Here is a 13,966-nt window from a genome sequence, read left to right as displayed (position 1 = left end):
AATTGCGGGCTCTTTTTAGATAACAGCCTGAGCTTGCTTAGTCGTCTGTTTTGGTTAATAATTATGACCGAAGGGGAGTTTTATGATGCATAACAAGTCAAAAATGAGCGGGACCCGGTTTTTGCTCGTTACAATTTTGAACGCTTTGATCACGGTGGTTGAACTGGTAGGAGGGATGCTTTCTGGTAGTTTAGCGCTTCTTTCTGATGCTTTTCATAATTTAGGTGATTCTGCATCGGTCGTGTTAGCGTACGTGGCAAGTCGAATTGGACTTAAAACTTCAAATGATTCTAAAACTTTTGGTTATCGACGGGCCGAAATTATTTCAGCGTTTGTAAATGCCATTTTTTTGATTTTGGTTTCGGTTGTCTTGATTGGCGAAAGTTTACGCCGGCTAATGCATCCCGAGCCAGTAAATGGCGGCATTATGCTTATTGTGGCTATTATCGGCACAATTGCAAACTTTGTGTCTGCCTTGTTGTTGAGCAAAGGAGCTAAAGATAATTTAAATCTAAAGGCTACATATCTGCACATTTTAAGTGATGCATTATCCTCTTTTGGGATTATTATTGGCGCCATTATCATTCAGATTTGGAAAATTGATCTTGTTGACCCAATTGTTACAATTCTAGTTTCAATTTATATATTACGTGAGACGTGGCCCGTTTTGAAAGAGTCCATTGATATTTTGATGCAAGCAGCTCCAATTCTGGATTACGAAGCGTTAAAACGAGATATGTTAAAGGAACCGGGAGTTGTCAATGTGCATCACATTCATGTTTGGCAAATCGATGAAAATCGGATTATGTTTTCTGCACATATCAATTTAAACGATCAATTATTAAGTGATGTGGAGCCTATTTATCGACATTTAGAGAATTTATTGCAAAAAAAATATCACGTGGATCACGTGACTTTACAAGCTGAAGTTTTTCGTGGAAAAAGTAATGAGCTATTTACGCGTGATCGCCATGATATTTAAAAAGGGGGCAGTTGGTTAGCTCTCTTTGACAAGTTGCTTGTGATGAGCGTTAAGCCAGTCATGCCAAGGTGTTTCTGGAACTCCATTAGAAGTGAAGTTTTGATCCAGATGTGCAATTACTTGCACATAATCTGTTCGTGAAGCTTCAACACTGATGGCTAGAAGCCCTTCTTTAGTTAGGTAGCGATTGCGTGTAATGAAGGCGTTGATATCGCTAAGATAGCCAGCAGGAACGTATGAAGAAATAATCTCGAGACTTTCTGTCTTGTAAAGTTGAATATAAAACTTTGCAAATGCGTTAACTGCTTTGAGTTGATTTGGTGCACTCAATTCTGTGATTGATACTGAATTACCCATAATAGTCCTTCCTAACTTTGTTGTTTACAATTTAAGTATAGACCTTAATCAATAAAAGTGTAAAATTAAAGTTTGGGATGCCTTAGTTGTATTTCCGAGCTATATGAGTTATAAAAGTAGTATTAATAATAATGAGGTGAATGAATTGACCCCTATGAAGGAAGACTATCTCAAAATCATTTTTGAGCTAGGCGGGAAATCAAAGAAAATATCTAACAAACAAATTGCAATGGGACTAAATATTGCGGCCGGTTCGGTTACGGAAATGGTAACCAAGCTAGTGGAAGAGGGGCTCGCAAAGCACACACCCTATGCTGGAATTTCGCTAACTGATGAAGGAATTCAAATTGCTGAGATCATGGTTCGCAAACACCGGATTTGGGAAACCTTTTTGGTGGATAAATTGGATTATAAACTTTCTGAAGTGGATACCGATGCGGAAGTTTTGGAGCATGTGACTAGCGACCACTTATTGGATTCGCTTGATAAATTTCTCGATTATCCAACCCATTGCCCCCATGGTGGTGTGATTCCGGATAAAGAGGGAAACTATCACGAAGACAGTCATACGCTGTTAGCCGACGTAAAAGAGGGAACAACGGTCACAGTAGATCGATTTATTGATAATCATGAACTGTTGAACTACTTAGATGAGATCGATTTAGATATTGGCGATAAAGTACATGTTATTCATCACGCCCCATTTGAAGGTGCCACAACGGTTAAACTAATTGATAATGATTCGGCGACTGATGAGCGTCAAATTAGTTATAAGGCAGCTCATTATGTTTTCGTCCAAGAAGATTAGCTTTATAAGGCTTAATTTAAGTTTAAAAAGACCCGTTAACAAAAAAACAACACTAATTTCTGAATTTACTTTCTTTTTCTAAAAATACATGGTACAATTACTTTGTATTTTGGTTAGGTAATTTTGGTAAGATTGTTTCATAAAGAAATATCCCCAATTTGCACCGGATCAAGTATTAAAATATTTAGTGCAAAAAGCACTCAGGAGGATTTTCTATTATGGAACATGGTACAGTTAAATGGTTTAACGCAGACAAAGGTTTTGGTTTTATTACTCGCGAAAACGGTAGCGATGTATTCGTACATTTCTCAGCTATCCAAGGCGACGGCTTCAAGACTCTTGAAGAAGGCCAAGCAGTTACTTTCGATGTAGAAGAAAGTGACCGTGGACCACAAGCAGTTAACGTAAACAAAGACTAATTTAAAATTAGAATTTATCAAGTCAGGAATTTTATTCCTGGCTTTTTTTGTGTTTTGAGCCTAAATATTCCTGTGCCAGTTTTAGGAATCCTGAATTAGTGGGTGTTTTGTTTGAAAGGCTATGGCATAATAGAGCTTGATTAATTAATGGGGTGATAGTTATGGACCAAACTGACTTGGTAGTGGATACCTGCTTGTTAGCAGGAAGAATTATGATTGAGAGCGGCTCAGAAATGGCGCGCGCGGAAGACACAATCATGCGAATTGCGACAAACTCGGGTTTTCCAAGTACCCAAGTTTTTTCCACGGTCACAGGAATTATTATGTCAATTCCAGATCAAAAAAATGCGCAGGTAATAAGTGTGAGTCGCCGCAGCATTGATTTGGAAAAAGTGAGTTGGGTGAATCGGCTCTCTAGAGATTATGCGGAGCACAAAATCACCCTAGAGACGTTTTACGATCAACTCCAGACCCTTGATCAGGCGGTTCCTTATTTTCCTTTTTGGTTACAAGTTTTGGGAGCAGCTTTAGTAAGTGGGCCATTAATGACCATCTTTTGTAATAATTTTTATGACATTGGGGTTACTTCCATTATTGGGGCAGTGGGATTTGCTATCTATTATGTGATCAACAAATACCTTAACATCAAGTTCATTAGTGAATTTGTGGCATCCCTTTTAATTGGCATAATGGCAGTGATAACGGTACGTCTTGGCATGGGCCATTCGGTGGATAATATTATTATTGGTGCTGTGATGCCTTTAGTTCCCGGTGTGCCACTAACAAATGCCGTTCGTGATATTTTGAACGGCCATTTTGTCAGTGGGCCAGCACGGGGCATTGAAGCACTTCTAACGGCGGCAGCAATTGGTTTTGGTATCGCGTTTGTATTCCGATTTTTCTAAGGTGGGACTCGAAATGATTATGATAGTTGAATTGTTTTTTGCGTTTATTGCAACAGTAGGTTTTGGCATTATTATTAATATTCCTCATCGTGCCCTGGTGGCAGCTGGGTCGATTGGGACGGTTGCCTGGCTGATTTATTGGGCGATTGTTAACATGAAACTTGGTTTAGCTTTAAGCAATTTGACAGCTGCGGTGGTGATCGGGATTTTAAGTGATGTAGCAGCTAGGAAAATGAAAATGCCAATGCTGATTTTTAATATCCCCAGTTTGGTGCCCCTTGTTCCGGGAGGGCAGGCCTACCAGATGGTCCGCAACATTGCATTGGGAAATGTCGCTCAAGGGGTTCATTTTTTAACCCAGGTGATTGAAATTACAGGCTCAATCGCGATTGGCTTTTTGCTTGCCGAATTGTTGAATAAACTATGGAAAAAGCTCAAGGCAAAAAAAGCATCTGTGTGAATGTCATAAAATTGTAAAAATGATGATATCGGAATGTTGGGTAGAAATATTAGTATGAAACTATACATAGTGATTAATTGTGCAGATCGGGAGAATATTGGAGGAATTAGTTTGAAAGAGACACAAAAACGGGGAATTATGACGGCGGTTTTATTAACGCTCACTTTATTGGTCGGACTATTAGTCGTAAAAACACCAAGTGTAAAAGCAGAAGCAGTCAATAGCTATATTAGTTCAAAAAAAATTAAACCCGCTGGTATTACAACAGCAATTTGGAGTGGTTTTCCAAAGAATGATTACAATAAGGGATATGGTAAGCCTGAAGGGGTTGTCGTCCATGAAACGGCTAACGCTAGCTCCACAATTTATGGCGAAATTAATTATATGAAGGCTAATTATAATAATGCGTTTGTCCACAGTTTTGTGGATGCCACTCACATTATTAACATTGCCAATACAAATTATTTGTCATGGGGTGTTGGGTATCCAGGAAACGGCAAATATGTCCAGTTTGAACAAATTGAAGTGCACTCTAAAAGTGCCTTTGCCCATGAAATTGCCAATGCAGCTTGGTATACAGCTTATTTGCTAAATAAATACAATTTAAGCCCGAATGACGCTTGTTATGATGGAAAAGGGACAGTGTGGTCTCACAAGGCAGTTGCCCAGTATTATGGGGGTTCAACCCATACTGATCCTTATGGTTATTACATGAGTAATGGGAAAAAATACTTTGGCCAGGGTTATACCATGGCGCAGTTCTATCAATTAGTTAAGAAATACTATACTTCTATCCACGTTAAAAATGTGAAATATACGAGCACTAACTTGACGATGGACGTCAAGTCAACTTCGGGTCATGATTTTTATAATCATGTTCCTGAAAGTAAGTATACGACGAAACGGGTTCATTATGGAAAGACCTACGCGGGTAAGACGATCACGGTTAATATGACTGGTAAACGTGACGGCACTGGCACCCTTTATTATCGTTGTTATTATAACGGTAAATTGATCGGCTGGATTTACGGCGGCGGCTTAGCTAAGCACGTGAGTTATACAACGACTAGCAAGACCATGGATGTAAAAGTAGCACCAGGTAACAATTTCTATAATCATGTGACAAGCAGTTTATATAATAATAAATTGTTACACTATGGCAAAACTTATGCAGGAAAAACGGTCACGATTGATAATGTGGCATACCGCGATGGCACCAAAACACCGTATTACCGTTGTTACTACAATGGCAAACGGATTGGCTGGATTTATGGCGGTGCTTTAGGAGTGCAAGTTACCTACAAGACCATCAATCAAACCAAGACGGTCAAGGCAGTTCCCGGTGCACATGACTTTTTAAATCATGTGACCGCTAGTAAATATACCGTAAAAAGAACCTACTATAGCAAGGATTATGCCGGTAAACAGGTTACTGTTGATAACATTGCTTATCGTGCGGATTGCAAAGTCCCTTATTACCGCTGCTTATATAACGGTAAAATAATTGGCTGGATCTACGGTAGTGCTTTAAACTAGGAAATTTCAGAAATTAAAACCAACAAAACAGGCTTTAGTACATGTATCAGCATGTGACTAAAGCCTGTTTTGGTGTAAATTTTTATTTAATAACCAGTTGTGTTATCTGTTCCTGTTTGGGTACTATCGTAATAGCTTGATTGACTTGTGTCAGCAGTGGTACCGGTTGTGACGCTGGTCAAATTGGCTGTTCCGGTTGATTTGTGACCAAGATCTAAACCTTTTCGAATGAAGTTTGTGACTCGCTGCATTTCAGTTTGACTGGTAACTTCAAAATCCTGTCCATTGATAAGTTGAGTGGTTCCTTGGAGATGGGTAGACTTAAGATGATGTGTAGCTACCCGATATTTAGTGGATAAAGCAACAATCTCATTGAAGCTTAAATCAGTTTGGGTTTGTTTCTTTAAAGAATCCATAAAGCTTTGACTGAGCAAAGTGGAGATGGAATCACTTTTACGTAAAATAGCCATCAAAACTTGGCGTTGACGAACTTGCCGGCCATAATCACCTTGAGGATCGTCATCCCGCATCCGAGAATAGTCTAATGCGGCCTTTCCGCCTAAATGGATCTTTTTACCTTTGACAACGTTGGCTGCCCCATACTTAAATGTGAGAGTTGGTTTGACGGTCACGCCACCAACACCGTTGACGATTTTTTCTAAGCCACCCATGTTGATCAATCCGTAGAAATCAATGGGGACATCTAATAGTTGTTGAATGGATTTGATACTGGTTCCCGCACCGCCAAATGAGTAAGCGGAATTTAATTTTGAAGGCGCATATTGTGTGTATCCCGGAATTGAAAGAGCAGTATCACGGGGGATACTAGTTAGGGTCATGCTTTTCTTTTTGGGATTTAAAGTGGCAATGATGATAGTGTCGGTTCGGCCACGATAATTTCGGCCAAGAGCCCCGGTATCAGTTCCTAAAAGTAAGATAGAAATGGGCTTATTTTTTTTGATAACCGATGAGACATCTCGCGCTTTTTGAATATTGGCACTATTAAAAACAGAATTTGCAGCTTTCTTCGCAGCATACCACTTGTAGGCGGCAAAAACACCGACTGCGATGATAAGAAGACAAACAATCGTGATAATGAGTCGTCTTCGCCGGGAACGTTTAGGGCGATTTGGTCGCTGATGTTGACCACCGTTTTCCGGTTCTCTATGCATCTCGGTTCGAGTTGGCGGAACGTTAAAATGGTTGTGCAGCTCGGATCTTTTGGGTGTTTGGTCCTCATTCATGGGTTTGCCTCCTGAAGCAATATAAAATAAAAGTTTGTATGTGCTTAAGCATAACCGATTAAGCAGTCGAAAAATTGGATTTTATTTTGATTTAATTTTTTTTTAAACACCAAAAGTATATCACATATCTACCGCATTACGAAAACGCAATCAAAATAAAATTAGCTGATTTTGGTAGTTTTAATTAAAAGTGGCTTTTATAGGGAAAAATCTGGTATTCTTTAGGAAGAGAAGTGTGATCAGATGAGCATTCGATGAATCGGGTGGTGAGGAAAACTGTGAACAACAAAATTTTGACACCAAGATTAAATTTAAGACCATTTACGACGACGGATTTATTTAAGCTCCGAGAAATTGTTGAAAACGCAGAGATTGCTAAAAGGGCTGGCTTTCGCGTTTCTAACAGCGCCTTTGAAAGTAACTTTTTCTTACAGCAACTTATGCAGACAAATATTTGGGCAATCACTCTAAAGCAAAGTGCAGATGTTATTGGCAGCATTGGTTTATACTCAGTGAGTGATAAGACGCATGAACCAGACCCACTGAAGTTCGAGATTGGCTACATGTTGAATCAAGACTTTTGGGGCACAGGCTATATGAAAGAAGCTGTTTATTATGTTTTACAGCAAGCCTTTCAAGAAAATCCAGTGTATACTGTGTTAGCCAGTACTTATACTGAAAATAAACGGTCAAAACTACTTTTGGAGCACCTCGGGTTTGAAATGACCGGCCAGCATACTTTACTAGCAAGTGTCTTGAACCCGGATCCCAAACAAGAGACTTACTATGAATTAACAGAAAAAGGATTTAGAGAAGGCGGTAATTATGCAACTCACTAAAGGGTTTGAACAAGCAGCATGTATCATTGCGTTATTATGTACTCAGGATCGAAAGGTTCCGTTGACGACGGCGGTTATTCACAAGCGGTTAACAGGTTCAGAAGCTTACTTACGAAAAATTATGCGTAAAATTGTGCTGGCCGGGCTAGTGACGTCGATTCCTGGAAATAACGGTGGTTTTCGTTTGGCTAAGGATCCAAGCAAAATTTCGTTGTTGGATATTGTAGAAGCTAGCGAAGGCACGATTAAAACGTATCCCGACATGGGTTTTATTGAAAACATTTTTTCTGATGCGCGGCCAATTGCCGAACGTGGTAAAGATGTTTTAAATAAAACGTTTCAAAGCGCTGATGATCTTTGGCGGAACTACCTAAAGGAACAAAGTCTAAGCGACATTCTTATGCAAATTATGGGCGAGCCAGCTGCTTCTGGAATTGATTGGAACGGCTCAGACTCGGAATTACAAGCAAATTTTTTAAAGTTAAATCAAAAAATTGAAAACGTAAGAACTAATTTAAATGGGGATTAGGAGTTGTCAGACTAGTCCCGCTTGTATATAATTGAATCATATCGAAAGAAGAGGTTGCCAAGTTCATAAGTAACAACTCTAAGGTGATAAAGCATCGATGAGGAGTTGTGAAAGGGGAGTTGGCCGAAATCTAAGGGTGCTTTTTCACTTTTGGGTTGGGCCCTGGTTCAACAAATCAGGGACTGTCGTAATGCTTGTAGAGCAGTACGGGGCGCTATCTACGATTTGACTGAGAAATTTATCGGAAGTCTTTTTGTATGGCGATTTGTTATACAAAGAGGCTTCTTTTTTATTGGTTAAAAATAGGATTGCCTTTTTAATTAGAAACTTAAGGAGGAAACAGATTTATGGCAGAACAAGAGAATCACAGCATTGATCGCTCATTGAAGACCCGCCACATTTCAATGATTGCGCTTGGTGGGAGTATCGGAACTGGCTTGTTTGTAGCAAGTGGTTCTGCAATTTCAGAAGCAGGTCCTGGCGGGGCTTTGTTAGCATACGTGGCGATGGGGATCATGGTTTATTTTTTGATGACCAGTTTAGGCGAGATGGCCACTTATATGCCAGTTTCGGGCTCTTTTGCGACCTACTCAACAAAGTATGTGGATCCGGCTATGGGCTTTGCGATGGGATGGAATTACTGGTTTAACTGGGCCATTACTTTGGCTGTTGATATCAGTACGGTTTCAATCGTCATGAAATTCTGGTTGCCAAATGTTCCCGGTTGGGTATGGAGTGTGTTGGCGTTAGTACTAATTTTTTCCGTTAACGCTCTTACCGTCAAGGCCTTTGGTGAAACTGAATATTGGATGGCATTGATTAAGGTCGTTACAGTTATCATTTTCTTAGTAGTTGGTGTGGCCGTTATTTTTGGTATCATGGGTGGACATGCAACCTATTTAAATAATTTTACGTATAAAAAAGCGCCATTCGTTGGCGGAATTCCGATGATTCTTAGTGTATTCGTTGTCGCGGGTTTCTCATTTCAAGGAACTGAATTAATTGGAATTACGGCCGGTGAATCGGAAACGCCTGAAGAAAGTGTTCCTAAGGCGATTAACCAAGTGTTTTGGCGAATTATTTTATTCTATATTTTGGCGATTTTTGTGATTGCTTGCATTATTCCTTATACAAGTCCAGATTTGTTAGGATCTTCGGCAAGTGACGTTAAGATCAGTCCGTTCACCTTAGTCTTTCAACGAGCCGGGTTAGCCGGAGCAGCAAGTATCATGAATGCAGTTATTTTGACGTCGGTCATCTCTTCGGCAAATTCAGGGATGTATGCTTCCACAAGAATGTTATACTCATTGGCTTTACAAGGGTATGCTCCAAAAACATTTGGATTAACAACAAAACGAGGAATCCCTTTAATGGCCTTGATTGGGACGACCATTGTTGGTGCGTTGACCTTTATCTCAAGTATTGAAGGCCCCCATATCTATATGTGGTTGGTTGCAGCAAGTGGTTTGACCGGATTTATTGCCTGGCTGGGGATTGCTATTTCTCATTTTCGTTTTCGTCGCGCATTTGTTAAACAAGGACACAAAGTGGAAGAACTTAAGTATCATGCAAAATGGTTTCCATTTGGACCGATATTTGCTTTTGTAATTTGTTTGTTGGTCATTGCTGGCCAGGATCTTCATTCTTTTGCGACGTTTAACTGGGAAGCAATTGGAATTAGTTATATTAGTGTGCCAATCTTTATCGTTTTGTACGTATTCTATAAAGTGAAATATCATACGCATATTATTCCGTTGGATGAAGTTGATTTAACGCAACCCGATTTTATTTTAAAGTCTCGAAAAATCAAGAAATAAGTGTATAATGCAAGATGCTGTAATAAAAGAGAAATCATGGTAATTGGTTGATTTTTAAAACCATATATTGTTTTTGAATCTGAACATGCTACAATATATAGTATTAAAAGATGAATAAAGGGGAACTTCGAATGATTGCATTATCAGGTCCAATTGGAGCAGGAAAAACAACGTTAACGGAAATTTTATCTCAACATTTAGGCACAAAAGCTTATTATGAATCAGTTGATGATAACCAAATTTTGCCACTTTTTTACAAAGACCCTAAGCGCTACGCATTTTTACTGCAAATTTATTTTTTGAATCGACGTTTAGATGGCATCAAAGAAGCTTTTCAGACTAAAAATAGTGTGATGGATCGTTCGATTTATGAAGATTCACTTCTTTTCCATTTGAATGCAGATTTAGGACGGGCAACCAAGACAGAAGTGCAAATTTACGATTCTTTATTAACTAATATGATGGAAGAATTACCAGAAACTCATTATAAGAAAAATCCGGATTTATTGATTGATATCAACATTTCCTTTGATACGATGTTAAATCGGATTCAAAAACGAGGCCGTTCTTACGAACAAATTGATAATGACCCTAGCTTGTATGAATATTATCAGGATTTGAATCATCGTTATGCTGAATGGTATGACAATTATAACGAAAGCCCTAAGATTCAGATTGACGGGGATCAGTTCGATTTTGTGGAAGACCCACAGGCCCGTGAAAAGGTCATTCAAATTGTGGATCAAAAAATTGCTGAAATTTAGTTGTTTCTTGGAACTTTTTCGGTTATGATAAGTGTAAATAGTAAACGTGAAGCCTTTTTTAAGTAGATTTAAAGCGAGATAGAGCTAGTGAAAGCTATCAATCGAAACTCCGAGAGGCAAAAGCGGGTGAGTAATATCACACGGCTGCGGTCGTTAACCATAATTGAGGGTGCTGGTAACAGCAAACTTGGGTGGTACCGCGAAATAAAGTCTTTTCGTCCCAATTGATGGGATGAGAAGGCTTTTTATTGTGTAATTAAAAATTAGGAGGTTTTAATAATGTTAGATTTAAAAGAAATTCGAAATAATACGGATTATATTAAGGAACGCTTAGGCACACGAGGAATTGATCCAAAAGAAATTGATAAGCTTTTAGACATGGACCAAAAACGTCGAGATTTGATTGTTGAAAGTGAAAATTTGAAGAAGACCCGAAATGAAGTGTCAGATCAAATTTCGCAGTTAAAACGCAATAAAGAAGATGCCAACGATAAAATTACAGAGATGCGTAAAGTCGGGGGCGAAATCAAAGAACTTGATCAACAGCTTCAAACTTTAACTGAAGGAGTTCAGAACAAGGCTGCGCATTTGCCAAATATCCCTAATAAAACAGTTCCAATTAGTTTGACGGAAGAAGGCAGCGTTGAGCTTCGTAAAGTTGGCAAGCCTCGCGAATTTTCGTTTAGTCCTAAACCCCATTGGGAAATTGGTGAAGATTTAGGTATCTTAGATTTTGAACGAGCAGCCAAAGTTTCTGGTAGTCGTTTTGTGTACTATGTAGGACTTGGTGCTCGACTTGAACGTGCCGTATACAACTTTTTCTTAGATCAAAACACTGAAGCCGGATATACAGAAATGATTCCCCCCTACATGGTTAATGACGATTCTATGTTTGGCACAGGTCAATTTCCAAAGTTTAAAGAAACGCATGCTGGGTACGAAATTCAAGATAGTGACCTGACCTTAATTCCTACTGCTGAAGTACCATTGGTCAATTTCCATCGCAATGAAATTCTGGATGCTGATACGTTACCAATCAGTGAGACTGCCTTATCACCTGCATTTCGTTCAGAAGCCGGAAGCGCAGGCCGAGATACCCGAGGTTTGATTCGGATGCACCAATTCAATAAGGTAGAAATGGTGAAGTTCACCAAACCCGAAGATTCATGGAATGAGCTTGAAAAGCTGACAAATCAAGCCGAAAGTTTATTAAAACTGTTGAAGTTACCGTATCATGTGATTACGTTAACCACTAGTGATATGAGCTTTACAGCGGCAATGACACATGATTTGGAAGTCTGGATTCCAGCCCAAAATATGTATCGAGAAATCTCTAGTTGTTCAAACTGTACAGATTTTCAAGCCCGACGCGCACAGATTCGGTATCGTGATGACCAAGGAAAACTACAGTACGTGCATACCTTGAACGGTTCCGGATTAGCGGTTGGACGAACAGTTGCAGCCATTTTAGAAAATTATCAAAATGAAGATGGTTCAGTAACGGTTCCCGAAGCATTGATTCCATATATGGGTGGCATAACGAAGATTACTAAATAGGTAAGTCGGAAAGCTCGTTTTTTAGACAAATAATTTTTGCGACAACTACAAAATGTTATTGACAATTACTAATGGTCAATGATAATATTATGTAGTTGTCATTTGATGGAGGATTAGCTCAGTTGGGAGAGCGTCTGCCTTACAAGCAGAGGGTCACAGGTTCGAGCCCTGTATCCTCCATTGAGCCGTTAGCTCAGTTGGTAGAGCATCTGACTTTTAATCAGAGGGTCGGCAGTTCGAGACTGCCACGGCTCATTTACACATATAAGCATTGCGGGCGTGGCGGAATTGGCAGACGCGCAAGATTTAGGTTCTTGTATCGAAAGATGTAAGGGTTCGAGTCCCTTCGCCCGCACTTCTAATTAATAGATATTATTAATTAGCCGACTTAGCTCAGTTGGCAGAGCATCTGTCTTGTAAACAGGGGGTCGGAGGTTCGAATCCTCTAGTCGGCATTCACCAATTTAATAACTTTGCGGAAGTAGTTCAGTGGTAGAACATCACCTTGCCATGGTGGGGGTCGCGAGTTCGAATCTCGTCTTCCGCTTTGTAGTTTTATAACTACAAGCACATAAGCATTGCCGGGGTGGCGGAATTGGCAGACGCACAGGACTTAAAATCCTGCGGTCAGTGATGACCGTACCGGTTCGATCCCGGTCCTCGGCATTTAATAAGCACCCATAGCGCAATTGGATAGAGTGTCTGACTACGAATCAGAAGGTTGTAGGTTCGACTCCTACTGGGTGCATCATTATTATTAAAGCTTACTGTTTAATCAGTAGACTGAATAAGTTAAAATGCCAACTGTGAGTTTTTATAAGTTGGCATTTTAATTAGTTTGATAATATGAGCGGGAAGTAGCTCAGCTTGGTAGAGCACCTGGTTTGGGACCAGGGGGTCGCAGGTTCGAATCCTGTCTTCCCGATTAAGCACTAAGACGGTGGAAAAGTGCCCTTACGTAAGAATTACCCACTTAAAGTTATTTACCAGTAACGGGAAGTAGCTCAGCTTGGTAGAGCACCACGTTCGGGACGTGGGGGTCGCAGGTTCAAATCCTGTTTTCCCGATAATGGAAAATAAGAAAGTCACGAAGTCAAACTCGTGGCTTTTTTATTTTTTAAAAGTGAAGCAATTAATTAAAATCTTAAAAACAATAATTTATCCCTAAAAATAGCTGTCATTAGTGCGAACCACCTTAGAAAGTTAAAAAACTTTGCTTTTTAATGAGAGTTTCGTATAATGAAAGTCAACATTAGTCAAAGATGCAAGAAAGGGTGTGCAAAATGAGTCAAAACATTTCCGATATCATTGAAAAATATTTAAAACAAATTTTGGCTGATTCAGAGGAAATTGAGATTCGGCGCTCGGAGATTGCTGACTTGTTTGATGTTGTGCCTTCTCAAATTAATTATGTCATTAAGACCCGTTTTACCATTCAAAATGGCTATGTAGTAGAAAGTAAACGTGGTGGTGGTGGCTACATCCGGATTGAAAAAGTCAAATTACTTGATGATTTGGATGTTTTAGATACACTTATTCAAGTGATTGGTGAGGCCATCAATCAACGAGACGCTCTCTCCATCGTTAAAAGTTTGTACGAGGACGATGTCATTGACAAAAGAGAAGGAAACTTGATTTTGGCGGCAATTGACAAGAAAACTTTAGCAATGAGTGATCGTGTTGAGGAAGATCAGTTACGAGCGAGAATTTTAATTGGAATTTTAAATCATTTACGGTATGAGAGCTAAA

Annotated in this window: 14 protein-coding genes, 9 tRNA genes and 1 riboswitch; of the genes, 21 read left to right on the top strand and 2 right to left on the bottom strand. The window is 39.5% G+C overall.

What is annotated here, in order from left to right; translation table 11 throughout:
- Nucleotides 1-85 precede the first annotated feature (85 nt).
- Nucleotides 86-982, top strand: a complete 897-nt coding sequence (locus ACLHK8_RS04005) for a cation diffusion facilitator family transporter (RefSeq protein ID WP_057771824.1) — start codon at nucleotides 86-88, stop codon at nucleotides 980-982.
- A gap of 15 nt (nucleotides 983-997) precedes the next feature.
- Here the strand turns inward: ACLHK8_RS04005 and ACLHK8_RS04000 are convergent, their stop codons facing one another.
- Nucleotides 998-1,339, bottom strand: a complete 342-nt coding sequence (locus ACLHK8_RS04000; RefSeq protein WP_057771826.1) for a hypothetical protein — start codon at nucleotides 1,337-1,339, stop codon at nucleotides 998-1,000.
- Nucleotides 1,340-1,484: 145 nt separating this feature from the next.
- On the opposite strand from ACLHK8_RS04000, the gene ACLHK8_RS03995 reads away from it, so the two are divergent.
- The 5 genes from ACLHK8_RS03995 (at nucleotide 1,485) to ACLHK8_RS03975 (ending at nucleotide 5,467) form a co-directional block, all read left to right on the top strand.
- Nucleotides 1,485-2,147 (top strand): metal-dependent transcriptional regulator, encoded by a 663-nt coding sequence (locus tag ACLHK8_RS03995; protein ID WP_057771829.1) that lies wholly within the window; start codon nucleotides 1,485-1,487, stop codon nucleotides 2,145-2,147.
- Nucleotides 2,148-2,365: 218 nt separating this feature from the next.
- Nucleotides 2,366-2,566 carry a cold-shock protein gene (locus tag ACLHK8_RS03990; RefSeq protein WP_046871276.1) on the top strand — a complete coding sequence of 67 codons (201 nt, stop codon included), beginning with the start codon at nucleotides 2,366-2,368 and terminating at the stop codon, nucleotides 2,564-2,566.
- A 161-nt stretch (nucleotides 2,567-2,727) separates the two neighbouring features.
- A complete protein-coding gene (locus ACLHK8_RS03985; protein ID WP_063698177.1) occupies nucleotides 2,728-3,471 on the top strand; it encodes a threonine/serine exporter family protein in 744 nt (247 codons plus the stop codon).
- Between the two features lie 13 nt (nucleotides 3,472-3,484).
- Complete coding sequence (locus ACLHK8_RS03980; protein ID WP_057771831.1) at nucleotides 3,485-3,931, top strand: threonine/serine exporter family protein; 447 nt, start codon at nucleotides 3,485-3,487, stop codon at nucleotides 3,929-3,931.
- Between the two features lie 111 nt (nucleotides 3,932-4,042).
- Nucleotides 4,043-5,467, top strand: coding sequence for a GW dipeptide domain-containing protein (locus tag ACLHK8_RS03975; protein WP_063698174.1), 1,425 nt, complete (start codon nucleotides 4,043-4,045; stop codon nucleotides 5,465-5,467).
- Between the two features lie 86 nt (nucleotides 5,468-5,553).
- Here the strand turns inward: ACLHK8_RS03975 and ACLHK8_RS03970 are convergent, their stop codons facing one another.
- Entirely contained in the window at nucleotides 5,554-6,711 is a 1,158-nt protein-coding gene (locus ACLHK8_RS03970) for an LCP family protein (RefSeq protein ID WP_082854879.1), read from the bottom strand.
- A 278-nt stretch (nucleotides 6,712-6,989) separates the two neighbouring features.
- On the opposite strand from ACLHK8_RS03970, the gene ACLHK8_RS03965 reads away from it, so the two are divergent.
- The 15 genes from ACLHK8_RS03965 (at nucleotide 6,990) to ACLHK8_RS03895 (ending at nucleotide 13,965) form a co-directional block, all read left to right on the top strand.
- Nucleotides 6,990-7,550: a GNAT family N-acetyltransferase gene (locus tag ACLHK8_RS03965; RefSeq protein WP_063698172.1), complete on the top strand. Its 561-nt coding sequence runs from the start codon at nucleotides 6,990-6,992 to the stop codon at nucleotides 7,548-7,550.
- Entirely contained in the window at nucleotides 7,537-8,079 is a 543-nt protein-coding gene (locus ACLHK8_RS03960) for an Rrf2 family transcriptional regulator (protein ID WP_063698170.1), read from the top strand. Before ACLHK8_RS03965 ends, ACLHK8_RS03960 begins: the two co-directional genes overlap by 14 nt.
- A gap of 40 nt (nucleotides 8,080-8,119) precedes the next feature.
- Nucleotides 8,120-8,304, top strand: a riboswitch (Lysine riboswitch).
- 122 nt (nucleotides 8,305-8,426) lie between these two features.
- Nucleotides 8,427-9,896: an amino acid permease gene (locus ACLHK8_RS03955; protein WP_063698168.1), complete on the top strand. Its 1,470-nt coding sequence runs from the start codon at nucleotides 8,427-8,429 to the stop codon at nucleotides 9,894-9,896.
- 131 nt (nucleotides 9,897-10,027) lie between these two features.
- A complete protein-coding gene (locus ACLHK8_RS03950) occupies nucleotides 10,028-10,660 on the top strand; it encodes a deoxynucleoside kinase (RefSeq protein WP_063698166.1) in 633 nt (210 codons plus the stop codon).
- 279 nt (nucleotides 10,661-10,939) lie between these two features.
- Entirely contained in the window at nucleotides 10,940-12,217 is a 1,278-nt protein-coding gene (gene serS, locus ACLHK8_RS03945; RefSeq protein ID WP_063698142.1) for a serine--tRNA ligase, read from the top strand.
- 107 nt (nucleotides 12,218-12,324) lie between these two features.
- Nucleotides 12,325-12,397 (top strand) — tRNA-Val (locus tag ACLHK8_RS03940).
- A 2-nt stretch (nucleotides 12,398-12,399) separates the two neighbouring features.
- Nucleotides 12,400-12,472 (top strand) — tRNA-Lys (locus ACLHK8_RS03935).
- Between the two features lie 18 nt (nucleotides 12,473-12,490).
- Nucleotides 12,491-12,572 (top strand) — tRNA-Leu (locus tag ACLHK8_RS03930).
- A 27-nt stretch (nucleotides 12,573-12,599) separates the two neighbouring features.
- A tRNA-Thr gene (locus ACLHK8_RS03925) sits at nucleotides 12,600-12,672 on the top strand.
- Between the two features lie 20 nt (nucleotides 12,673-12,692).
- Nucleotides 12,693-12,764, top strand: a tRNA-Gly gene (locus ACLHK8_RS03920).
- A 33-nt stretch (nucleotides 12,765-12,797) separates the two neighbouring features.
- Nucleotides 12,798-12,883: transfer RNA gene (locus tag ACLHK8_RS03915), tRNA-Leu, on the top strand.
- Between the two features lie 8 nt (nucleotides 12,884-12,891).
- A tRNA-Arg gene (locus ACLHK8_RS03910) sits at nucleotides 12,892-12,965 on the top strand.
- 103 nt (nucleotides 12,966-13,068) lie between these two features.
- A tRNA-Pro gene (locus ACLHK8_RS03905) sits at nucleotides 13,069-13,142 on the top strand.
- A gap of 68 nt (nucleotides 13,143-13,210) precedes the next feature.
- Nucleotides 13,211-13,284, top strand: a tRNA-Pro gene (locus ACLHK8_RS03900).
- A gap of 216 nt (nucleotides 13,285-13,500) precedes the next feature.
- Nucleotides 13,501-13,965 (top strand): CtsR family transcriptional regulator, encoded by a 465-nt coding sequence (locus tag ACLHK8_RS03895; protein ID WP_057771843.1) that lies wholly within the window; start codon nucleotides 13,501-13,503, stop codon nucleotides 13,963-13,965.
- The last annotated feature ends 1 nt before the right edge of the window (nucleotide 13,966 follow it).

It is taken from the genome of Pediococcus sp. M21F004 (assembly GCF_051122535.1).
In the GTDB taxonomy this organism is placed as follows: domain Bacteria; phylum Bacillota; class Bacilli; order Lactobacillales; family Lactobacillaceae; genus Pediococcus; species Pediococcus inopinatus.
The sequence above is the reverse complement of the archived record's forward strand: the minus strand, read 5'-3'. Positions and strand labels throughout refer to the sequence as shown.

Coding starts and splice junctions, on each gene's coding strand:
- ACLHK8_RS04005 (WP_057771824.1), top strand. CDS start 86: ATGCATAACAAGTCAAAAATGAGCGGGACCCGGTTTTTGCTCGTTACA.
- ACLHK8_RS04000 (WP_057771826.1), bottom strand. CDS start 1,339: ATGGGTAATTCAGTATCAATCACAGAATTGAGTGCACCAAATCAACTC.
- ACLHK8_RS03990 (WP_046871276.1), top strand. CDS start 2,366: ATGGAACATGGTACAGTTAAATGGTTTAACGCAGACAAAGGTTTTGGT.
- ACLHK8_RS03985 (WP_063698177.1), top strand. CDS start 2,728: ATGGACCAAACTGACTTGGTAGTGGATACCTGCTTGTTAGCAGGAAGA.
- ACLHK8_RS03980 (WP_057771831.1), top strand. CDS start 3,485: ATGATTATGATAGTTGAATTGTTTTTTGCGTTTATTGCAACAGTAGGT.
- ACLHK8_RS03970 (WP_082854879.1), bottom strand. CDS start 6,711: ATGAATGAGGACCAAACACCCAAAAGATCCGAGCTGCACAACCATTTT.
- ACLHK8_RS03960 (WP_063698170.1), top strand. CDS start 7,537: ATGCAACTCACTAAAGGGTTTGAACAAGCAGCATGTATCATTGCGTTA.
- ACLHK8_RS03955 (WP_063698168.1), top strand. CDS start 8,427: ATGGCAGAACAAGAGAATCACAGCATTGATCGCTCATTGAAGACCCGC.
- ACLHK8_RS03950 (WP_063698166.1), top strand. CDS start 10,028: ATGATTGCATTATCAGGTCCAATTGGAGCAGGAAAAACAACGTTAACG.
- serS (WP_063698142.1), top strand. CDS start 10,940: ATGTTAGATTTAAAAGAAATTCGAAATAATACGGATTATATTAAGGAA.
- ACLHK8_RS03895 (WP_057771843.1), top strand. CDS start 13,501: ATGAGTCAAAACATTTCCGATATCATTGAAAAATATTTAAAACAAATT.